This is a genomic window from Absicoccus sp., assembly GCF_034090965.1.
Taxonomy (GTDB): Bacteria; Bacillota_I; Bacilli_A; order Erysipelotrichales; family Erysipelotrichaceae; genus Absicoccus; species Absicoccus intestinalis.
Map to the genome: position 1 here is coordinate 83,932 of NZ_JAXDRQ010000056.1, position 19,941 is coordinate 103,872.

The following is a 19,941-nucleotide window of genomic DNA, read 5'->3' on the forward strand; positions in this document are numbered from 1 at the left end:
ATCAATCCCTCTTTTCTAACACTCGATTGGCAAATTCTTCAATAAATTTTGCCGTCTCTTCAATACCAAGTACGGAACTGTCAATCAATAAATGTCGATTGTGACGATCCCCACGATAGGTTCCCGTCATTTGTTCATAGCGTGCATGTAATTGTTTACCTTGTGTTTTTACACGATATTCGGCGGCTTCTTGGGATATATGCAATGTATCGATCACTTTTTTCAAACGGACATCATAAGGTGCATATACAAATACATTTAATACATTTTCACGATCTTTTAAGACATAGTCAGCACATCGACCGACAAATACACAAGGCCCACGATCGGCAAGTTTCTTGATGATCTGCGTTTGAATATAAACCACACGATCTGTCAGAACTTGATACTTTGTAGGACTGGCTGAAGATTCTAATTCTCGACTTCGACCTTTTACTTCTTGTCCAGTTTCGGCCGCCTCTACTAATGTAGTAGACATCCCGGTTTCTTCAATGATCTTATCGATGATTGATCGATCATAATAAGCAATCCCAAAATCCTTACTGATTATTTCACCGATTTCCGGTCCGCCAGAGCCATACTCACAACCAACCGTAATAATGATATTTTTTTCCATAGAATTCCACCTTTCTTAAAAAAAAGACGCAAAGGAACGCTGAAATTAATCAGCGGCTCCTTTGCCTAAAGCGATAACACTCTCTTTGATGATCTCGACAGCTTTGTCGCAATCTTTTTCATCGATGATTAGTGGTGGAATCAATCGAAGAATATGTTGGCCAATGGCCGTTGTCAATAAATGACGATGTAAACATTCATGTTTCAAATCCGTACTATTGATGGTTTCATCAAATTCAACACCAATCAATAGTCCTTGATGTCTAACTTCTACGACATGTGGTAATTTTTCTAATTTAGCACAGATATAATCTCCCATCTTCTTAGCATTACCTGCTAAGTCACGATCTAACAATTCATTGACTTCCGCTAAGGCTGCGGCACAACATACGGGATGTCCACCAAATGTCGTTCCATGCGAACCCATATCAAATGCAGTAGACACTTCTTCGGTAGCACAAATGGCACCAATTGGCATGCCACCACCTAAGGCTTTAGCCATCGATACGATATCGGGTTTCACACCATAATTCATATAAGACATCACGGCTCCCGTACGACACCATCCGGTTTGCACTTCATCGATCAACAACAACATGCCCTTTTCATCACAGAATTCTCGCAATCCCGTCAAGAACTCTTTGGTTGCTGGATGTACGCCACCTTCACCTTGAACCGGTTCAACCATGATGGCAATGGTATTTTCGTTGCATGCATCCTTGAATGCATCCAAATCATTATATGGAGCATAAGAGAATCCATAGGTCATTGGTCCAAATCCAACTTGACATCCATTACCAGGTTGTCCCGTCGCGGACATGGCACCAAATGTACGACCATGGAAACCATTTTTGGCGGTTACGATATGATAACGGTTCGGTCCATAATGTTCGATTCCATATTTACGAGCCATCTTGATCATGGCTTCATTGGCTTCCGTACCTGAGTTTTGGAAGAAAATCTTATCCATACCAATGGTTTCACAAACTTTTTCGGCTAATAAAGCTTGAGGAATCGTATACGGATAGTTAAATGTCTGCATGATATCTTTACATTGATCTTGAATAGCAGCCACAACTTTTTCATTACAGTTACCAGCCGAGTTTACTGCGATACCGGCATAGAAGTCTAAGTATGGTGTCCCATTTTCATCATACATGTACTGATCTTTGGCGGTTTCTGCTAAGAAATCAAAACGTTCATACGTTTCGATCATGTACTTGTTGACCTTTGCCTTAATGTCTTCAAATGTGAGTCCAGTGTCTTTCAGTTTCATTGTTTGCTCCTCCTAAGCAGCAAAAAAGCGCTATCCATCCAAATGAATAGCGCCTTTGCTTTGTCTTTTATTTTGTACAACCATACTTTAGCATAAGCTTTTTTCATTTTCAATACCCATTTTCAGTAATTTTTTTACAATTTTTCATTCATTTTCAAACAATATATTGTACACAAAAATTAGCGTATACTGGATCATTTTAAAGATCCGGCCATAAAAAAACAGGAAATATAACATTTCCTGCATTTATGAATAGTCTGCAAAGAACGACATAAATACACATGTATCTTTGCCTATGTTCGTATAGATATGAAACTGATCCGATTCAAAACGGAATACGTCACCCTTACACATTTGATACGCCTTCCCACCTACCTTGATTTCCAGATTACCTTCCAACATTGTAATATATTCTCTGGTATGTGTGCCATGACTACCCGCTTCATAACAATTCCCTGGTAAGATTTCGATTCGATATATTTCCATCTGATGATTATCCTGAAATGGAAAACACGTCCAAACTTTGTATTGTCCATCAACGTCCTTGGTTGGCACTGTATCTTTCACATGCACGAGGAAGGTATCATAAGCGGGTGTACGAATCAAATCCTCAAATTCAATGCGCATGCCACTGGTAATTTTAGCTAAGACACCAATCGAGGGATTGGCACTGCCCCGTTCAATCTGCGAAAGCATGCTCTTGCTTACACCGGTTTGTTCGGCAATCACATCTAGGCTCAAATTTCGTGCTTGTCGAATGCGCTTTAAATTGGTTGATATATTATGACTGATGTAATCCATAGACAATGGCTTGCTCCATAATATCGAGTCCGGCTTCCAGTTGCGCATCAGTCATGACCAATGGCGCCAAGAAACGAATGACATTATTATACGTGCCTGCTCCGTCCACTAACAAGCCATGATAGGCACAATACTGAATGATTGTTTTTGTCAATTCCGGATCTGGCTCTTTTCCATCTTTCACAAATTCAATCCCAACCATTCCACCAAGACCACGCACATCACCCACGCAAGGATATTTTTTCTGCATTTGATGATAACGATCCACTACTTTTTGACCTATTTTCAGAGAACGATCCGCTAAATGATCACGTTCCATTACTTCGATAACTTTTAGAGCAGCGGCACAAGCCAACGCATTTCCACAAAAAGTTCCACCAATTGTGCCTGGGGCTGGTGCATCCATAATTTCTTTTCGAGCAATAATGGCTGAAAGGGGTACCCCACCCGCAATTGATTTTGAACTCGCAATAATATCCGGTTGTACACCGACTTCTTGCCAATATTCACTCGCAAACATCTTTCCCGTACGGCAAAAACCAGATTGAACTTCGTCCGCTACCAATAAGATACCATTTTCATCACAAATGCGACGAACAGCTTGGATCCATTCCAATGGCGCTGGAATAAAGCCACCCTCTCCTTGCAGGGGTTCAACGACCATGGCCGCAATCGTATTGGCTGCTCCGCATTCTTCAAACACTTCTTTGATCGAATCAATATAATAATCTAATAAATCTTCTTCCGGCATACCTTCAGGACAACGATAATAATAAGGGAATTTGGCACGATATACCCCATCTGGGAAAGGGCCCATATCAACCGCATAGGCTTTTTTTGATGTCATGGCCATGGTCATCAAAGTACGACCATGAAAAGCCCCAGAAAAGACGATCACATTGGGACGTTTGGTGAATGCCTTCGCAATTTTAACCGCATTTTCATCGGCCTCCGCTCCTGAATTCGCAAAGAATGCTTTTTTTTCTTTCCCTTTGACAGGGGCAATTTCACATAGTTTTTCAGCTAAAGATATATAGCCTTCATGCGTGGTGACATTCATCATCGAGTGAAAATATTGATCGGCTTGATTTTTTACGGCTTCTACGACTTCAGGTTGGGAATAACCTATATTTAAAACACCAACACCACCAACCCAATCTAAGAAGCGATTGCCATCTACATCTTCGATCATAGCACCTTGCCCGCGAGAAATAACACATGGATACACACACCCAATCGCATTTGGAACTATTTTATGACGACGATTCAGGATAGCTTGTGCTTTGGGACCAGGCAATGTCTCTGTTTTGATTTCTGGTAAAGCATCTTTTAACATATACTACCTCCTCAAACGCAAAAAAGAGCATATGGAAAAACCATATACCCTCTTTGGCATGCATTTATTTGTTTACTATTATATACAAAACTGACATTTTTACAAGTTAATTTAGCGGGGAATCATCGACTTTCGCCAAACATTGATTCATAAAAAGAATCAATGGCTCATTTTCCAAAACATTAATAAATGGCATCATGTTGAACATCACTTCTTCGATTGTTCCGGGTTGATACATCCCACTCTGTAGATCGATGTCGTCTTCCTCCAAATCACCCGACACAAAATTTTCAAACTCAGGAATCTTATCATCCAATTCTAAGATGTATTTACGTGCTTGATGGTAATTGCCAACACGATATGCCGTAATCGCTTCAAAAAAGAGCATAGCTACATTTTCGGATGCATCATACAGATCAATCAAATGGTCTAAATCTTCCGTATCTTCCATCATCATATAACATCCAGCCAGATCAAATCGAGCACCTAGATGATCGTTTTCATCCAGTTCTATCAAATCTTGTAAAATACCAATCGCCATCGTATACGAATGCATATCTAAATATTGTCTTGCCAACGTATATAAAGTACGCATATATGGACGTGTTTCAAAAATCATCCAAAATTCGTCCTGATTTTCTTCATCAAAATAACCATTGGCTTTCAACTTTTCTTTTTCTTCATTTAAGAGATTGGTCCATTGATGAATCCGGTCAATGGGATCATCATACTGAAGCGAAACCAATTCGGTTTTCGCATCTAATAAATCAGGATTCAATTCGATGGCTTGTTGAAGCAGTTTTTTTGCTTCTTGAGCGTTTTCCTGTTCCATGGCTTGATCAAATAGATCATAGGCTTGGTCCTTATCTTGTTCATATTCGCCCGCATTATATTCTTCCAAAAATTGTTGTAACAATTCATCTACATCGTCATCTTTGATTTCATCTTCGTGCTGGTCTAACCATGCATTCAGTGCGCGTATTGCTGCCTCCGTATCTCTTGACATCATTGATCCTCGATTTCATACATATCCTTGAATAATTGCTTTCCCGCTCTTGTTCGGAAAACCTTTTGATAAAAAGCTTTACGAGTCTGCGCATCATAGTGGCTCTCATCCGCATTCACCAAAAAATCAGCTTCGACAAGAATCTGATAATCCAAGCCATCAATATGTGTAAATGTATGATGATGTCCAACTAAATATACAATACGCTCTACTTGTTCCTTAGTGCAGCCCGTATCTTGTAAAAATTCATAGGTGAGTGGCATACCTTCTTTTTCTTGATACGTACCGGCTGTATTCCCATATTTCTCACGACATAGAGGACAAGCAATATCGTGGACGATGGACGCTACTTCTACAATAAATTGTGTATCTTCATCCAAATTTTCCAATTCTCCAATGGTTTTGGCATAGGCCCAAACCTTTGTCAAATGGGCAATATCATGTAAATTATGATCCGAATAATTGATCATTTTTTCAAAAATTTCTGCTACATTCATATATTTATTATACCTGTATCGATCTATTTCAACAACACTGGATTGAAAGGGCTATGCTTGTTTTTCTTGATCTAAAACCTGATGTAAATTTTGAATCACATCCGATACTTTATAGGATCTTAACTCCTTCTCAAAATCTTTTTGTATTTGTATCAATTGTCCATCTAAGACCTTATGGATATTTCGTCCTACCAGACATTCTGGATTGGGATTTTCATGGAAATGAAAGATTTCTTTTTCACCGGCATTTACAGCTGTATAAATATCAAAAAAAGTCACTTGATCCAGCGGTTTTTCAATGGTGACATCATTCTTGCCACGATGGCTCATGATGATACCCGCTTTTTTCAGATTGGACATCACACCACGCACGATCACAGGATTAGCCCCGATACTTTTGGCTAAAAAGCTACTATTTACAGGTACACTTCCATGAAATGTATCAATAGCCGCTAAAATATGTATCGCAATCGTAAACTTACTTGTGATTTGCATGTTTGTTCTCCTTTTATATGTTTTGATCTGAATGCAACATAGGATATCGCTGTCGATCAACCAAAGTAGCCACAAAATCATTTGCTGGATGATCGATCAATTCCTGGGGACGATCAAATTGAATGATTTTTCCATGATCCATGACCAACACTTTTGTGCCCAATAGCAATGCTTCCTCAATATCATGGGTCACAAATAAAATCGTGATCCCCGTCTTCTGATGGATTTGTTTGATTTCCTTTTGTAGTTGTGAACGCGTGATCGCATCCACAGCGCCAAATGGTTCATCCATCAATAGAATATCTGGACTCGCTGCCAGGGCTCGGGCAATGCCGACACGCTGTTGCTGACCACCCGATAATTCATAGGGATAACGATCCATCATCGATTTATCCAACCCCACGATATCCATCGATTTTTGTACAGCATCTTTGGTTGCTTGTTTATTCCTTTTATTTTTCAGGCTCGGTACATACGCAATATTTTCTCGCACCGTCATATGTGGAAATAAAACACTCCCTTGGATCGCATATCCAATATGACGACGTAATTGAATCAAATCAACATCTTTAATATTTTTTCCATTCACAAAAATATCACCAGAAGTAGGCAAAATCAAGCCATTGACCATTTTTAACAGCGTTGTTTTACCACATCCTGATAAACCGACGATGGTCACAAATTCACTTTGATTGATCGATACATTTAAATCATCAATGATCCGATTTTGATCATACATTTTTTTGACATGCTTCATTTCAATTACTGGATTCATTGGATATGTTCCCTTTCTAGAAATGCCTTGGCTACTGCTTTCGGTTCTTTCTTTTGTGTTTCTACTTGATCATTCATTTTTGCCATGTCAGTATCACTGATCGTGTTATTTAATTTTTTCAGAACATGACGCAATTCAGGGTGTTTCCGTAAAACTTCATTGCGGACAACATTTCCGCATTGATAGGAAGGATAAAAATGTTTATCGTCTTTTAATACGACCACATCAGCTTTTGAAAGCTGCCCATCCGTTGTAAAAATATTCATCACATCGATTTGTTTGTCATTGATAGCTTGATACTTTAAGCCAATATCCATATCTTTTGTAGAAGCAAAATGGAAACCATAGGTCTTACACAATGCATCATAGCCATCTTCACGTTCAAAGAAATCATATTCAGCACCAAAGATCAATTGATCCGATACCTTCGCTAGATCAGAATATGTATGCAGACCATATTGTTTGGCAATCTCTTTTCGAACAACCAAACCAAAGGTATTATTAAACCCATACATACCAACCCAAGACATATCATATTTTTTGTCATAGGCCTGTTCCAATTGGTAGAATAACTTCTCTGAATACGTTCCCTTCCTTTTTAGCACCATATTCCAAGCGGTACCGGTATATTCTGGATACAAATCAAAGTCGCCTTTTTCCATACCGGGTTGGATATTGGATGTTCCGCCACCTACTCCCTGTGTGATTTCCACTTTCAAATTTGTATCTTCTTCAATCAAGATTTTCAACATTTCACCGATGATATATTCTTCCGTCATTGGTTTTGTCGCAATATGAATGGTGTCTTGTTGAAAAGGAACAAACAAATTGGTAATAAATATACCACAAACTACGAAAACCGTGATCCACATCGGTTTATTTTTCTTATGTTGTTTCCATCGTTTTTCAACGATGGATAAAATACCATCCGCCAACAAGGCCAATCCGGCAATCAACAAGCTCCCTGCTAAGGTCATTGCTGCGTTATTTGTGGTAATACCTCGATAAATGGCAACTCCCAATCCTCCAGCACCAATAAAAGAAGCAATACCTCCCAGAGCAATGGTCATCGTGACCATATTTCGAATACCTGATAAAATGACTGGCATCGCTAAGGGAAGCTTTACTTTCCATAAGGTTTGAAACCGTGTCGAACCCATACCGGTGGCGGCTTGGATAAGAATCGGATCAATGGTTGTAAGACCTGTATAGGTATTGCGAACCATGGGCAACAAAGCATAAATTGTCAAAGCGATGATAGCGGTAGCATTGCCAATACCTGAAAATGGAATCAAAAAACCCAACATCGAAATGGATGGAATCGTATAAAGAAAATTGATCGTATTCAATGTCGGTTTGGCACTCTTTTGAAATTCACTGATCAAGATACCTACTAGACCACCAAAAACAATCGCAATCAAGATCGCAATCAAAGAAATTTCAATGTGTTCCATCAATAATCCGGAAAAGAAATCCCATCGATTAATCAATAAGGAAATCATGATCAACCTCTACGATCGATGGCATGTACTGGACAATTTTCATAGCACAAACCACAATGCAGACAGTGATCTTGTTCAATGAAATAGGGAGTTCCCGATTGAATGCATTGTTGCGGACAATTTCGCATGCATGTCCTACAACCAATACAAGCATCGGAAATCAGAAAACCATGTTGTTGGACAACTTCTTGATCCAAACGAAAACTTTGACGATCAATTGGATGTTTTCCGAGATCAAAAAATTCGATTTGGCCATTATCCACCACAAAAGGTTCCAAAATATAACGAGAATCTCCTGGATAGACATCATTCATGACTGGATTGGCTTCAAAAATACGATCGATCCAAACTTTCGGATTGTTTAATTGTTTGACTTTTCCATGTAAGCGAATCATTTGAAAATCAGTATTCAAACCGGTTATCGCAATATGTGGATTCTGGGTAATTTGATCATAAAAATCCTTTCCGCGTGCTGTACAAAAATACAACTTTTTATCTTCAATTAACATCACATCAATCATACGATTATGCGGCATTCCTTCTTTATCAACCGATGCAAAAGATACATCTTTGATCATTCTTAACATTTGTAGACATGCTTGTGCATTCATATGGTTTCCTCCTGATTTCTACATTTGTAATATATATTATTTCATTTATATCGTCAATATTATTATTACATTTAAAATCTTTGTAAAGAAACCCGATTTTCTTGGAATGGATGATATAGTAAAGCCATGAAAACAAAGAGAGAGATCGAGACCTATATTGCCTACTATAAGTCGGCTATCAAACAAAAAAAGAAATTGATTCAAGACTATCAAAAAAAATTGAATAAGTTGATTGAAAAAGAAAAATTTAAAGATATCCCTTTCTATGCCACATTGATTTCTTGGAATACCTATGAGATGGAAGCGCAAGAATTATGTTTAAAGGGATTAAAGAAAATTGACAAAAAAGAACAAATTGATCAATTGATCGATGACTACTCCAAAAAAATTGACAAACAAAAAACCAAGATCCACGGTGTGGATCCGGACTTAAATGAATCAACCATTGAGATGTGGTATGAAACCATCGCCAATAGTGATTTGATGCACCATCTCGTGAAATACCAAGGATGGTCGATGTTTGTAGAAGACTTAAAAGCCATTCAAGAAAAACTATATAATTAGACACCGATCTTCCCCGACCATGCTTTGATACAAGAAAGGGTCGGTATCCCCTTCCGTATTGATTAAAAGGATCGAAGCATCTTGTTGAATTTGAAATTGATTTCGCAATGCATCACTTTTTACGATTTGATCCACCAATCCCATGGTCAAAGCGCCGGATGGACCCGAAATGATATCATTGGTTTTCAACACATGCATGCCCCGAATGGCTGCATCATCTTCACATATACAAATACAATTTACTTGTTTTTGGATGATGGGCCACGTGATCAAACAAGGGATACCTCGATTGAGATGCGTCATGATCGTCGGTTGACATACTACCGATGATCTTTTTGTTTGTTCCATAGAAACATATAAACAAGGTGAGCTTATGGGCTGTACAATAATCAATTGGGCCTTAGGATACATGTGATGAAAAGCATCGATCATGCCACCGGCCATGGCACCGGTTCCCGCTTGTAAGAAAATATGTGTAGGTGTCGTAGAAATTTGTTGTTGGATCTCTTTGGCCATGGTCAGATATCCTTCAATGATCCAAGTTGGAATTTTGGTGTACCCATCCCAAGCTATATCTTGTAGCAAGATCCCATCGTTATCTTTGGCCCATGCCCTTGCTTTTTGGATGGCTTGATCATAGGAACCATCGGTTATCACCACTTGTACATTCTTTCTTTTTATCTGGTTTTGATAGATCTTGCTGGATCCTTTTGGCATCAAAAGATAGGACGAACAGCCAAATAATGAAGTTGCCCAAGCGATGGCAACTCCTTGATTTCCATGGCTTGCACACACAAAGGTCACCTTCGAATGATCCATTGTCCGCAGTTTTGCCAATGATGTAGTTTGTGGATCCAAATGATTTCGTTCGCATAAAATACGAAACATCGCATAACTAGCGCCCAATCCCTTAAAGCTTTTTAAGCCCAATCGTTGGGATTCATCTTTAATAAAGAGATTTTTCAAATGATGTTGACTTGCATAAACTTGCCAATCCACCAATGGTGTAGGGATGTAATTGGGTAGTTGTCGATGAAAGAAAATGGCATCTTGAGAAAATGTTGGTGGAATTTCTTTTCTATTTGTATTGATAAATTGCTGCATGTTAATACCTCAATTTTAATTTGGATAAATCAACATCCACGTCATAGCCCAGTGATTCTAAATATTGAGCCATGCCTTTTTTTGCGAGGTCCACATGATTTTTGGGAGCCACGGTCACACAATCAATCGGTAAAGTATCTAACTGAATCTCGATATAAGGCAATAAAAAGCCTTCTTTTTCACGAAATAATATTTTTTGTTTATGCGGATTTCGGAAAACGATTCGATATTCTTTTTCTGCCGCAAATTCTTCTTGTTTAAAGAAAAGTGCATACGTATTTAATTTTCGTTTCAACAAAGTAAAATCGTCGTCTTTTTTTACATTGGCAAACAATTCTTCAATCAAATGTTTTTGCACTTCTCGCGTATAAATGACGTGGCCATGATAAAATATGTCTTGTTTCTTTTGGATCTGGCTCAGCAATTCATCGGCTCGAAAAGCGACATTATAACCGGTATTGTCACCGAATTCGGACCAAAGCGTAATACTATCTTTATCGGTAGAAAAAGAACAAACAAATGTATCATGTCGTTTGGATTCTTCAATCGTATTCACGACTTCGGATAATAACAATTCTTGTAGACTCGAATCGGGTAATTCATCAATGACTTCTTTGGTCACATGTGTAATATAATCCATTTCATTGGTGTCATTGAGAAAACTACTTTTGGTTGCATATAGAATTTTGGTTGCCAAAATGCTCTTTAAGCTGCTGCATTTTGTGTAATGATATAAATTGTCTTTCTTTGGGATGTGTTTAATTTTAAGTTCCATAACACTATTATAATAAAAAATGGATAAATCATCGCTGATTTACCCAAATCTTTACAATATTTTGCATATGCTCATCGATTGCTTGACGGGCTTTACCGTGTATACCCAAATGATAGCCAATTGGCAACATCGATCGTGGTAGAAGTTGATTCTTTTTTTGATCATATTGAAATGGCATATATACACACGTACTCGCTTTTTGTATTTGTTGTAAAACAAGATCATCCATTGTCCCAAAACACATCAAGAATCCTCGAATCGATGAGATATCTACCTTGGTGATATCGGGATTGGTCACGATGGTCAATGTGACTTGTGGATAGGTTGCCGCTACCGCCAAAGCGATGTGTGAACGTTCGCCCAGTTCGAGTAGGCCAATCTTACGAATGCCTTGGGAATGTAAAAAGCTAATGATTCGACCAAAAGCGGTGATATCCGCATGGGCAGGGGCGACAAAAACATGACAGTGATTACGATGAGCCCACCGAATCGCAGCGGATGTCCATTTTCCTTTGTCAATCAGGATCAACGTATGCACTTTTGCGAGAGTCGTCTGGTAGAACGTTCCCTCTTTGATTTGAATTTCTTCCATAGCGACTCCTTTCGTTTCTATTTTGCTTTTCCTTGATTTGCGACCGCCTTCATTTTGGCTTGGATCGTTTCAGCATCACCTAAATAGTAGTGATCTTTCACTTGAAATGCTTCGTCAAATTCATACACCAAAGGGATACCCGTTGGAATGTTGACACCAACGATGGCTTCCTTATCCATCTTTTCAAAATATTTGACCAAAGCCCGGATCGAATTGCCATGGGCGGCAATCAACACGCGTTTTCCGGCTTCCATATCTTTTTTTATGTTGGCTTCAAAATAAGGAATGACACGATCGATCGTGGTTTCTAAGCTTTCTGCCAAAGGCAATGCTTTGGCATCCACATTGCGATACATCGCTTGATTGGCAGGATTCCGATCATCTTCAACTTCCAATAGGGGTGGCTTTACATCAAAAGAACGACGCCAGCTCTTTACTTGATCTTCCCCATATTTAGCAGCTGTATCGGCTTTATTTAAGCCTTGTAGCGCTCCATAATGACGTTCATTTAAATGCCAGCTCTTATAAACAGGCAACCAATTGCGATCCATTTCATCCAAAATGTGATTCAACGTATGGATGGCTCGTTTTAGATAGGATGTATAACATACATCAAAATCATAACCTTCTTGTTTCAATGTCTGGCCAGCTTGAATGGCTTCTTGATGTCCTTTTTCACTCAAATCGACATCAGTCCATCCCGTAAAAAGATTGGCTTTGTTCCATTCACTTTCGCCATGACGTACTAATACTAATTTCATATTCATATATCTCCTAGTTAGCATAAACTAACTTCAGTATATCCTTTATTCTCTAAATGTCAATCGCATTTGATGCCAACATACACCACCATGGACACTCTTATCACTGATTCCTTCATCCCTGAAACCAAATTTCGCATAATAAGATACCAATGCATCTTTACAAGTTAATACAAGTCCTTTTCTATTTTGACTTTTGGCATCACGAATCACTTGTTCCATTAAATGTGTAGCACACCCTTTGTTTCGATAGGAAGGCAATGTATTCAAACCAAAGATCATTTGCCATAGTCCGGCTTCATCATGCATACTGGCTACTTCATACATGACATCACATAGATCTTTTTGGTTGGTCACAAACCCATCCACAAAGGAAACAATTTGATTTTCATCGATCAACAACCAGAAATGATTCCCATAATATTGAATTCGTTTCACAAATTCGTCTTTGGTTGCTGCTTCTGCTTGAGGAAAACAAGCCGATTCTATTGATGCAATCGCATCTAGATCGGCCATCGTTACATGTCGAATGCTCATAGACATTGTTTCGCAAATTCCTTTGCTTGTTCCAATTGAGCTTGGCTGGCTTTATTTTTAACATAGAACGTCTCTGGTACCACTTTAATTCCTTTTTCTTCTAGTTGTTTGCGCATCAGATCCAAGCTATGTTTCGAGATCCAAGAAGTTGAAAATAAAACGGCTTTCTTCACGTTTTTTGCATCGAGCTCATTTAAATATTTTTTTAAATGTTTATCTGATCCATAGGCATATAATGCCCCACCCACAAATAACGTATCAATGGATTGGGTGATTTTGGCATCGGCCTGATCAACCGAAATGGCGGTCGTACCAATCGCTTGTGCTATGGCATCAGCCACTAATTTCGTGTTACCGGAACGAGAATAATATCGAACTGCATTCATATCTAAATCCTCCTTTAATCGGAAATATCGGCATCCAATTGTACATAGAAAGAGTAAATCGGATACTTTCTTTTTACTTCATTCACAATTTCTTGATAAAGTGCATGACGATCTTCGACATCAAAATCAATAATGATATCAAAACGAATTTGTCGTTTGCCATTATCCAAATAAAAACCGTGCATTTGCAGAACATGTGGATGGCTCATGACCATCTTACGGATATCCGCTTCAATGATCGCGGATGATTCATCATTGACATTTTGCGCATAAATCGAGATACCAGTCAAGGTGACACCTGTATCTTTGTATGTTTTTTCGGCAATATGACGCTCTAATGTATCGAGTTCTTTGGCCGTCATATTGGATGGTACTTCAATATGTACCGAACCTATCAAACGATCGGGTCCATAATTATGAATGATCAAATCATAGGCACCTTGCACTCGATCAAAGGTCTCAATGCTGGCTTTCACTTTTTGCGTAATATCTGCATCGATTCGTTCTCCTAATATTTCACTGATCGTATCTCGCAACATTTCAAAACCGGACTTAATGATCACAAACGCAATGATCAGACCCAACCAGGCTTCGATACTGATATGGCAGAAAAGATATAGGATAGCTGCAACCAAGGTAGAAGTAGAAACGATGGAATCATTCAAAGCATCCTGACCAGAAGCAACCAAAGCATCGGAATCTTCGGTTTGACCAACCTTTTTAACATACGATCCCAAAACAATCTTTACAATGATGGCCACAAAAATAATGAGCAAAGTCACAATGGAATAGGTCGCGGTTTCCGGATGCACAATTTTTTTGATGGATTCTTGTAGAGAAGTAATGCCAGCATATAAAACGATAACAGAGATAATCGAAGCACTTAAGTATTCAATGCGTCCATATCCCAAGGGATGTTTTTTATCCGGTTCCTTACCTGCTAACTTTGTGCCAATGATCGTGATCAAACTGCTCAAGGCATCACTTAAGTTATTGACCGCATCCAATGTGATAGCGATGGATCCGGAAATCAATCCAACAATGGCTTTAAAAATGGCCAACGCAATATTTGTGATAATCCCGATGATACTGGTTTGAATAATCTTTTTTTGTCTACTTTGATTCATAAAGATCCCCTTCTAGTATTGTATATAATAAATCATAAAGTTCTTTGGCTTGCTTTCTTTCTAATGGAATACAAGAACCAATTTTCAAAGGAACTTCTTTGACTTGGTCTTTCATTGCTTTTCCTTTATCGGTTAGATAGATCAAAACTTGTCGCTCATCTTGGGGATTGCGTTTTCGTTCGATCCATCCTTGTTTTTCCATTTTCTTTAATAATGGCGTCAATGTGCCATTGTCTAAAAATAAACGATCACCAATATCGCCTACCGGAATGCCGTCTTGTTCCCATAGAACCATAAAAGTAATATATTGCGTATACGTAATACCCAATGGTTTTAAATACGGGGTATATGCGCCTACGACTTTACGAGCTGCTGCATACAATGGAAAACACAATTGATTTTCTAATTTTAATGCATCCATTTAAATCAATTCCTGAACAGCTTGTTTCACTGTTTCCATATTTTCTGTTGGTTCAAAACGTGCAACTACATTTCCCATTCGATCAACCAAAAATTTCGTAAAATTCCATTTAATATCTGGATTGTTTTTATAATCTTTATCGATCTTTTTTAACATGGCTGACATGGCCAATGCTTTCGGACCTTTGCCAAATCCTTTAAAGCCTTGTTGTGCTTTTAAATAGGTATACAATGGCAATTCGTTTTCACCATTCACATCGCTTTTGGTCATTTGATCAAATTGGGTATTGTATTTCAATGTACAAAATTGATGAACTTCATCATCCGTTCCTGGTGTTTGCCCTGCAAATTGGTTACATGGAATATCGATAATTTCAAATCCTTGATCATGAAATTGTTCATACATGGATTCTAAATCTTTATATTGTGGAGTAAAACCACAACCAGTTGCGGTATTAACAACTAAAACAACTTTCCCTTGATAGTCTTTCATCGAAATTTCTTCATGGTTACGATTGGTTACGCTATAATCATAAAAATTAGTCATACGCCTTCTCCTTTTTATATTTTATACAATTGTATTTTATACAATATTTTTATTTTGTCAAATCTCTTTGAAATAAATTTTTAATTTTTATAAAATGCAACTCGGACAGAAAAATAGTTTGATCCAGCGGGTAGCATGGATGTTGGTAGACATCTCCATGTTGCCTTTTTTATTTTAAGGAGGGAGAATCGTATGCCAAAAACAAAGAAACAAGGAATCATTTTTGGTTTGATCATGTCCTATGCCATGGCTTATGGTATGGAAGTCTACAACACCGCCATCAAAGACGGATTTACCCTACGTCTTGGTGGATTTAGTACCATGACAAACCACGTTTTTCTACAAGCATTATTGGAAGCCCTTTATATGGGCGTCTTTGTCTTTATCATTTCCAATTTATGGGGAAATCGCTTTGGTGCCAACTTTGCCCAAAAAGTTGTGGATTCACAAAAGGATAATCCTTATTTTTGTCAATTGATGCGACAAGCTGGAACCGTAGCGATCATGTGCCCAAGCATGAGCATGGTTGCTTCGATCCTATTCAATGTGATCTTAGCCCATCAAGCCATCTATAACTTACCTGCTATCTGGGTCGGAACGGTACTCAAAAACTTTCCTATGGCTTTTTTCTGGAACATGTTTGCGGCCGCTCCATTTACACATTGGTTTTTCAACAAGATCTATTCCCATTAAAAAAATATGCACTCGCATATTTTTTTAATCTTTGATCAAATTTCCTTTTTTGATATTATCTTGTAAGATATCATCAATCACTTCATACAGTCTTTCGGATCCCATTTTGGTTTTTACTTGTCTGCCATAAACTTGGCTAGCATGCACATGGTGTTCTTTCCAATCTCCACCATGATTGCTGTTGTTCAAAAGCAGCGGTTGCAAATTATCCATGGCATGTGCAAATCGTGCTTCTGCCGTTTCATTGGCTTCGAATTCATCAAAGATGGCGATCATCTCTTCTTTTTGATCCTTGGGCAATAACGCATAAATACGCTCTTTGGCAGCATTTTCTCGTGCTTTTTGAGTGGCAAGACCCGCTTTGTCATAGGCATAGGTATCACCCGCATCGATTTCTACAATATCATGGATCAAGCTCATGATCATGACTTTACAAATATCAATCGGTTCATTCGCATATTCTTTCAAGATATAGGCCATGATTGCCATATGCCAAGCATGTTCTGCATCGTTTTCACGTCGTCCATGATTGGTTAAATGCGTTTGTCGAAAGATATTTTTTTCTTTATCAATTTCTAAGGCAAACGCAAGTTGTTTCTGAAGTCGTTCTTCCATTTTTTCACATCCTTTGCTTGTATTATAGTGCATTATCGAAAAACTGCTCGAATTTTTAGAGCAGATAGTCCATAATAAGTAAGCATGACAAAAGGAGATATTTATGATCATTCAACAAATTGATCCTAATTTATTAGAACTTGGTAAACAAGCAGAGATAGATTGTAAGGAAATATATGCACAAATGGATGAGATCTGTTTAAAAAACTCAGATCGTGTTTTATCGGCTTTTATCGAAAATCAGGTATCCTATACCGATTTTGCGGAAATGAATGGATATGGTGAATTTGATGAAGGTAGAAACAAACTAGAACGAATTTTTGCGAATGTATTAGGATGTGAAGATAGCTTGGTCCGTCCTCAGATCATGAGCGGCACCAATGCCTTATATTTAACGTTTTCGGCTTTACTAAAACATGGCGAAACCATGATTTCCTTATCGGGAAAACCCTATGATTCGTTGCAAGAAATGGTTGGTTTGATTGGGGATTCTACACAATCTCTAAAAGCCTATGGGGTAAAATATGAACAAATTGATCTGGTCAATAATACTTTTGATGAAGAAAAAATCGTCCATCGCCTGCAAAAAAAAGATGTAAAATTAGTAGAAATCCAACGTTCTCGCGGTTATTCTTCTCGACATTCTTTATCGATCGATCAAATGGCTCATGTGATCCAAGCCATTCGCCGTGTCAATCAAGATGTGATCATCATGATTGATAATTGCTACGGTGAATTAGTAGAAACCCTGGAACCCGGTCATATCGGGGCTGATGTTGTCGTTGGTTCTTTAATGAAAAATCTAGGTGGTGGTGTTGCTTCGAGCGGTGGTTATATTGCTGGAAGAAAAGATTTGATCCAAATGGTTGCCGATCGACTCACGGCTCCTGGTATTGGCAAAAATCTAGGTGCCAATTTCAATCAAAACAACGCTTTTTTCAAAGGCATCTTTATGGCACCGACAGCCGTTCGAAATGCTTTAAAAACTCAAGTCTTTGCTGCATATATGTTGGAAAAATTAGGCTATACAAATGTTTCACCAACATGGCAGGAGAAGCGTACGGACATCATTCAAACGGTTGAATTGGGGAGTGTTGATGATTTGGTGCAATTTACTCAAGGTATTCAATCGGCTTCACCCATCGATTCTTATGTTCGGATCATGCCCGCCCCTATGGCTGGATATCCTTTTGATGAGGTCATGGCTAGTGGTAGCTTTACCAATGGTTCCACCATTGAATTAAGTGCCGATGCCCCTGTCGTTCCGCCTTACACTTTATATATGCAAGGTGGATTATCCTTTGAATATGGAAAATTATCCATTCTCCTTGCCCTAACGAATATTCAAAAAACAAAATCCAGTGGAAACTGATATCCACTGGATTTTTATATACTTCCCATTTGTCCACCATCGATGCGAAGGATGGAATTGTTGATATAATCAGCTTGGTCACTGATCAAAAACTTGACAAGATGGGCAACTTCTTCTGGTTTTCCATAGCGTTTGACCAAAATCTTTTCGCATTCCGATTGAAGAAAATCAGCATCATATCCCTCCAATTCGCTTTCTGTACCTATGAATCCAGGTGCAATCGCATTCACATGAACATAGGGTGCAAATTGAACGGCTAGATCATGAGTCAGAGCATTTAATGCAGCTTTGGATGTATCATAATCAATGCTCATTGGATAATACGTATTCATTCCATTCGTAGAAGAAATATTGATGATACGTCCATATTCTTGTTTCAACATATGAGGATAGACTCGTTTCGCACAATTATAAGCTCCAACTACATTGACGTCTAACGTTTTGCGAAATTCATCGGCTGTTTTTAAATGAAAGAGATTGGATAAATCAATCCCTGCATTATTGATGAGAACATCTACACCGCCTAGTTTCGATTCGATCAACGTCACCATTTGGTCAACTTCGTCTTCTTTGGATACATCCGCTTGTATACACAAACAAGGAACACCATACAAATCTTGGATTTGATCTTGTACTTCTTTTGCTTCTGTTTGAGAAGAACGATAATTGATCACGATCGCATATCCAGCTTGAGCCAATTCAAACGCAATCGCTTTGCCAATACCCTTGGATGATCCCGTAATTAGTACAACTTGATTCATATTGAAAAAAGAGCTTATCTCTAAGCTCTTCCTGCATACTTGCCATCTTCGGTATTCACCAAAACTTTTTCGCCTTGCGCAATAAATTGAGGAACGCGAATTGTTAAACCTGTGTCTGTCACTGCATCTTTCGATTGCGTCGATGGAGCACCTTTGATAGCTGGTGTTGTTTCCACAATGGTCACTTCTACTTTGCCAGGAAGGGACAGAGTCAAGCATTCTCCTTCAAAGAAAACTAAACCAACATTCATGCCTTCGGTCAAGAAGTTTTTATTGAAACCAACTTGTGCTTCATCCAATTCATACATATCGTATGTTTCATTATCCATGAAATAATAAACACCACCCGATTCATAAGAATATTGGGCTTCTTTTTTCTCAATGATTGCTGCTTCGAATTTTGTATTCGCGTTGAAATTTCTTTCTTGCGTAGAACCCGTTTTTAAGTTCTTCATCTTTGTTTTTAAAATGGCAGCTCCTTTACCTGGCTTTACATGCATAAAATCTAATACTTGCCAAGGATCGCCATCTACCATAACTGTTAATCCTGTTTTAAAATCTCCAGCTTCAATTGCCATACTTACTCACCTTTACCTTTTACCAAACTATTTTACCAAGGAAGTCATGGATATTCAATGAGAAGATGGAAATCAAATCAAAATGCCATCCAAATGATCGATTTCATGCTGAATAATTTGAGCGGTCCATCCATGAAATACTTGTCTCTTTTTATGAAAAGAAAAATCTTGATACTCTACTTCAATCGTTTGGTA

General features: G+C 38.3%; 26 protein-coding genes. 3 read left to right on the top strand and 23 right to left on the bottom strand.

Translation table 11 applies throughout. The features are described from left to right. Position 1: 1 nt before the first annotated feature. From SOS22_RS08200 to SOS22_RS08245, 10 genes are all read right to left on the bottom strand, one after another. Entirely contained in the window at positions 2-616 is a 615-nt protein-coding gene (locus SOS22_RS08200; protein ID WP_320325330.1) for an AAA family ATPase, read from the bottom strand. A gap of 45 nt (positions 617-661) precedes the next feature. Next, positions 662-1,891, bottom strand: a complete 1,230-nt coding sequence (locus SOS22_RS08205; protein ID WP_320325331.1) for an aspartate aminotransferase family protein — start codon at positions 1,889-1,891, stop codon at positions 662-664. Between the two features lie 246 nt (positions 1,892-2,137). Further along, positions 2,138-2,692 carry a helix-turn-helix domain-containing protein gene (locus tag SOS22_RS08210; RefSeq protein WP_320325332.1) on the bottom strand — a complete coding sequence of 185 codons (555 nt, stop codon included), beginning with the start codon at positions 2,690-2,692 and terminating at the stop codon, positions 2,138-2,140. Further along, entirely contained in the window at positions 2,673-4,028 is a 1,356-nt protein-coding gene (locus tag SOS22_RS08215; protein ID WP_320596898.1) for an aspartate aminotransferase family protein, read from the bottom strand. Before SOS22_RS08215 ends, SOS22_RS08210 begins: the two co-directional genes overlap by 20 nt. Positions 4,029-4,134: 106 nt before the next feature. Further along, complete coding sequence (locus SOS22_RS08220) at positions 4,135-5,034, bottom strand: hypothetical protein (protein ID WP_320596899.1); 900 nt, start codon at positions 5,032-5,034, stop codon at positions 4,135-4,137. Continuing rightward, the gene (locus tag SOS22_RS08225) at positions 5,034-5,531 is read right to left on the bottom strand and encodes a phosphohydrolase (protein ID WP_320325335.1); all 498 of its coding nucleotides are present in this window, start codon (positions 5,529-5,531) and stop codon (positions 5,034-5,036) included. The genes SOS22_RS08220 and SOS22_RS08225 overlap by 1 nt, the downstream gene beginning before the upstream one ends. A gap of 51 nt (positions 5,532-5,582) precedes the next feature. Then, a complete protein-coding gene (locus tag SOS22_RS08230) occupies positions 5,583-6,026 on the bottom strand; it encodes an Rrf2 family transcriptional regulator (protein ID WP_320596900.1) in 444 nt (147 codons plus the stop codon). 13 nt (positions 6,027-6,039) lie between these two features. Further along, positions 6,040-6,801 (bottom strand): ABC transporter ATP-binding protein, encoded by a 762-nt coding sequence (locus SOS22_RS08235; protein ID WP_320325337.1) that lies wholly within the window; start codon positions 6,799-6,801, stop codon positions 6,040-6,042. Beyond that, entirely contained in the window at positions 6,798-8,303 is a 1,506-nt protein-coding gene (locus tag SOS22_RS08240) for a glycine betaine ABC transporter substrate-binding protein (protein WP_320596901.1), read from the bottom strand. Before SOS22_RS08240 ends, SOS22_RS08235 begins: the two co-directional genes overlap by 4 nt. A 2-nt stretch (positions 8,304-8,305) precedes the next feature. Beyond that, entirely contained in the window at positions 8,306-8,914 is a 609-nt protein-coding gene (locus SOS22_RS08245; RefSeq protein WP_320325339.1) for a 4Fe-4S binding protein, read from the bottom strand. A gap of 126 nt (positions 8,915-9,040) precedes the next feature. Here SOS22_RS08245 and SOS22_RS08250 point away from each other — a divergent pair, with 126 nt between their 5' ends. Further along, complete coding sequence (locus SOS22_RS08250) at positions 9,041-9,478, top strand: hypothetical protein (RefSeq protein ID WP_320325340.1); 438 nt, start codon at positions 9,041-9,043, stop codon at positions 9,476-9,478. Here the strand turns inward: SOS22_RS08250 and SOS22_RS08255 are convergent. Genes SOS22_RS08255 through SOS22_RS08295 form a run of 9 tightly spaced genes read right to left on the bottom strand, consistent with a single transcriptional unit; the run spans position 9,467 to position 15,727 of the window. Beyond that, positions 9,467-10,582, bottom strand: coding sequence for a diaminopropionate ammonia-lyase (locus tag SOS22_RS08255; protein ID WP_320596902.1), 1,116 nt, complete (start codon positions 10,580-10,582; stop codon positions 9,467-9,469). The two genes, SOS22_RS08250 and SOS22_RS08255, sit on opposite strands and share 12 nt — an antisense overlap. A 1-nt stretch (position 10,583) precedes the next feature. Next, positions 10,584-11,357, bottom strand: coding sequence for a DUF2971 domain-containing protein (locus tag SOS22_RS08260; protein WP_320325342.1), 774 nt, complete (start codon positions 11,355-11,357; stop codon positions 10,584-10,586). Positions 11,358-11,385: 28 nt separating this feature from the next. Then, positions 11,386-11,949: a hypothetical protein gene (locus tag SOS22_RS08265; RefSeq protein ID WP_320325343.1), complete on the bottom strand. Its 564-nt coding sequence runs from the start codon at positions 11,947-11,949 to the stop codon at positions 11,386-11,388. Positions 11,950-11,966: 17 nt separating this feature from the next. Next, positions 11,967-12,716 carry a 2,3-diphosphoglycerate-dependent phosphoglycerate mutase gene (gpmA, locus tag SOS22_RS08270; protein ID WP_414144428.1) on the bottom strand — a complete coding sequence of 250 codons (750 nt, stop codon included), beginning with the start codon at positions 12,714-12,716 and terminating at the stop codon, positions 11,967-11,969. Positions 12,717-12,755: 39 nt separating this feature from the next. Then, a complete protein-coding gene (locus SOS22_RS08275; protein ID WP_320596904.1) occupies positions 12,756-13,247 on the bottom strand; it encodes a GNAT family N-acetyltransferase in 492 nt (163 codons plus the stop codon). Then, entirely contained in the window at positions 13,244-13,633 is a 390-nt protein-coding gene (locus SOS22_RS08280) for a flavodoxin family protein (protein ID WP_320596905.1), read from the bottom strand. Before SOS22_RS08280 ends, SOS22_RS08275 begins: the two co-directional genes overlap by 4 nt. A 14-nt stretch (positions 13,634-13,647) precedes the next feature. Continuing rightward, a complete protein-coding gene (locus SOS22_RS08285) occupies positions 13,648-14,760 on the bottom strand; it encodes a cation diffusion facilitator family transporter (protein ID WP_320596906.1) in 1,113 nt (370 codons plus the stop codon). Then, positions 14,747-15,181: a MarR family transcriptional regulator gene (locus SOS22_RS08290; RefSeq protein WP_320596907.1), complete on the bottom strand. Its 435-nt coding sequence runs from the start codon at positions 15,179-15,181 to the stop codon at positions 14,747-14,749. The genes SOS22_RS08285 and SOS22_RS08290 overlap by 14 nt, the downstream gene beginning before the upstream one ends. Beyond that, the gene (locus SOS22_RS08295) at positions 15,182-15,727 is read right to left on the bottom strand and encodes a glutathione peroxidase (RefSeq protein ID WP_320325349.1); all 546 of its coding nucleotides are present in this window, start codon (positions 15,725-15,727) and stop codon (positions 15,182-15,184) included. Positions 15,728-15,919: 192 nt separating this feature from the next. On the opposite strand from SOS22_RS08295, the gene SOS22_RS08300 reads away from it, so the two are divergent. Next, positions 15,920-16,420, top strand: coding sequence for a hypothetical protein (locus SOS22_RS08300; RefSeq protein ID WP_320596908.1), 501 nt, complete (start codon positions 15,920-15,922; stop codon positions 16,418-16,420). A 24-nt stretch (positions 16,421-16,444) separates the two neighbouring features. On the opposite strand, the gene SOS22_RS08305 is transcribed toward SOS22_RS08300, so the two are convergent. Beyond that, positions 16,445-17,035: an HD domain-containing protein gene (locus tag SOS22_RS08305; RefSeq protein WP_320325351.1), complete on the bottom strand. Its 591-nt coding sequence runs from the start codon at positions 17,033-17,035 to the stop codon at positions 16,445-16,447. Positions 17,036-17,138: 103 nt separating this feature from the next. On the opposite strand from SOS22_RS08305, the gene SOS22_RS08310 reads away from it, so the two are divergent. Beyond that, the gene (locus tag SOS22_RS08310; protein WP_320596909.1) at positions 17,139-18,407 is read left to right on the top strand and encodes a methionine gamma-lyase family protein; all 1,269 of its coding nucleotides are present in this window, start codon (positions 17,139-17,141) and stop codon (positions 18,405-18,407) included. Positions 18,408-18,421: 14 nt separating this feature from the next. Here SOS22_RS08310 and SOS22_RS08315 read toward each other — a convergent pair whose 3' ends face one another. The 3 genes from SOS22_RS08315 to SOS22_RS08325 all read right to left on the bottom strand — a co-directional run bounded on the left by SOS22_RS08315 (position 18,422) and on the right by SOS22_RS08325 (position 19,932). Continuing rightward, positions 18,422-19,168 carry an SDR family NAD(P)-dependent oxidoreductase gene (locus SOS22_RS08315; RefSeq protein ID WP_320325353.1) on the bottom strand — a complete coding sequence of 249 codons (747 nt, stop codon included), beginning with the start codon at positions 19,166-19,168 and terminating at the stop codon, positions 18,422-18,424. A 20-nt stretch (positions 19,169-19,188) separates the two neighbouring features. Then, on the bottom strand, positions 19,189-19,746 hold the full coding sequence (gene efp, locus SOS22_RS08320) for an elongation factor P (RefSeq protein ID WP_320325354.1): 558 nt from the start codon (positions 19,744-19,746) through the stop codon (positions 19,189-19,191). Between the two features lie 72 nt (positions 19,747-19,818). Further along, the gene (locus SOS22_RS08325; RefSeq protein ID WP_320596911.1) at positions 19,819-19,932 is read right to left on the bottom strand and encodes a peptide deformylase; all 114 of its coding nucleotides are present in this window, start codon (positions 19,930-19,932) and stop codon (positions 19,819-19,821) included. Between the last annotated feature and the right edge of the window lie 9 nt (positions 19,933-19,941).

What these genes read in the sequence shown, in the direction of transcription:
- SOS22_RS08225 (WP_320325335.1), bottom strand. Translation starts at nt 5,531, where the DNA reads ATGAATGTAGCAGAAATTTTTGAAAAAATGATCAATTATTCGGATCAT.
- SOS22_RS08260 (WP_320325342.1), bottom strand. Translation starts at nt 11,357, where the DNA reads ATGGAACTTAAAATTAAACACATCCCAAAGAAAGACAATTTATATCAT.
- SOS22_RS08245 (WP_320325339.1), bottom strand. Translation starts at nt 8,914, where the DNA reads ATGAATGCACAAGCATGTCTACAAATGTTAAGAATGATCAAAGATGTA.
- SOS22_RS08200 (WP_320325330.1), bottom strand. Translation starts at nt 616, where the DNA reads ATGGAAAAAAATATCATTATTACGGTTGGTTGTGAGTATGGCTCTGGC.
- SOS22_RS08220 (WP_320596899.1), bottom strand. Translation starts at nt 5,034, where the DNA reads ATGTCAAGAGATACGGAGGCAGCAATACGCGCACTGAATGCATGGTTA.
- SOS22_RS08210 (WP_320325332.1), bottom strand. Translation starts at nt 2,692, where the DNA reads ATGGATTACATCAGTCATAATATATCAACCAATTTAAAGCGCATTCGA.
- SOS22_RS08215 (WP_320596898.1), bottom strand. Translation starts at nt 4,028, where the DNA reads ATGTTAAAAGATGCTTTACCAGAAATCAAAACAGAGACATTGCCTGGT.
- SOS22_RS08255 (WP_320596902.1), bottom strand. Translation starts at nt 10,582, where the DNA reads ATGCAGCAATTTATCAATACAAATAGAAAAGAAATTCCACCAACATTT.
- SOS22_RS08300 (WP_320596908.1), top strand. Translation starts at nt 15,920, where the DNA reads ATGCCAAAAACAAAGAAACAAGGAATCATTTTTGGTTTGATCATGTCC.
- SOS22_RS08205 (WP_320325331.1), bottom strand. Translation starts at nt 1,891, where the DNA reads ATGAAACTGAAAGACACTGGACTCACATTTGAAGACATTAAGGCAAAG.
- SOS22_RS08295 (WP_320325349.1), bottom strand. Translation starts at nt 15,727, where the DNA reads ATGACTAATTTTTATGATTATAGCGTAACCAATCGTAACCATGAAGAA.
- efp (WP_320325354.1), bottom strand. Translation starts at nt 19,746, where the DNA reads ATGGCAATTGAAGCTGGAGATTTTAAAACAGGATTAACAGTTATGGTA.
- gpmA (WP_414144428.1), bottom strand. Translation starts at nt 12,716, where the DNA reads ATGAATATGAAATTAGTATTAGTACGTCATGGCGAAAGTGAATGGAAC.
- SOS22_RS08315 (WP_320325353.1), bottom strand. Translation starts at nt 19,168, where the DNA reads ATGAATCAAGTTGTACTAATTACGGGATCATCCAAGGGTATTGGCAAA.
- SOS22_RS08310 (WP_320596909.1), top strand. Translation starts at nt 17,139, where the DNA reads ATGATCATTCAACAAATTGATCCTAATTTATTAGAACTTGGTAAACAA.
- SOS22_RS08235 (WP_320325337.1), bottom strand. Translation starts at nt 6,801, where the DNA reads ATGAATCCAGTAATTGAAATGAAGCATGTCAAAAAAATGTATGATCAA.
- SOS22_RS08290 (WP_320596907.1), bottom strand. Translation starts at nt 15,181, where the DNA reads ATGGATGCATTAAAATTAGAAAATCAATTGTGTTTTCCATTGTATGCA.
- SOS22_RS08275 (WP_320596904.1), bottom strand. Translation starts at nt 13,247, where the DNA reads ATGAGCATTCGACATGTAACGATGGCCGATCTAGATGCGATTGCATCA.
- SOS22_RS08250 (WP_320325340.1), top strand. Translation starts at nt 9,041, where the DNA reads ATGAAAACAAAGAGAGAGATCGAGACCTATATTGCCTACTATAAGTCG.
- SOS22_RS08280 (WP_320596905.1), bottom strand. Translation starts at nt 13,633, where the DNA reads ATGAATGCAGTTCGATATTATTCTCGTTCCGGTAACACGAAATTAGTG.
- SOS22_RS08265 (WP_320325343.1), bottom strand. Translation starts at nt 11,949, where the DNA reads ATGGAAGAAATTCAAATCAAAGAGGGAACGTTCTACCAGACGACTCTC.
- SOS22_RS08285 (WP_320596906.1), bottom strand. Translation starts at nt 14,760, where the DNA reads ATGAATCAAAGTAGACAAAAAAAGATTATTCAAACCAGTATCATCGGG.
- SOS22_RS08305 (WP_320325351.1), bottom strand. Translation starts at nt 17,035, where the DNA reads ATGGAAGAACGACTTCAGAAACAACTTGCGTTTGCCTTAGAAATTGAT.
- SOS22_RS08230 (WP_320596900.1), bottom strand. Translation starts at nt 6,026, where the DNA reads ATGCAAATCACAAGTAAGTTTACGATTGCGATACATATTTTAGCGGCT.
- SOS22_RS08240 (WP_320596901.1), bottom strand. Translation starts at nt 8,303, where the DNA reads ATGATTTCCTTATTGATTAATCGATGGGATTTCTTTTCCGGATTATTG.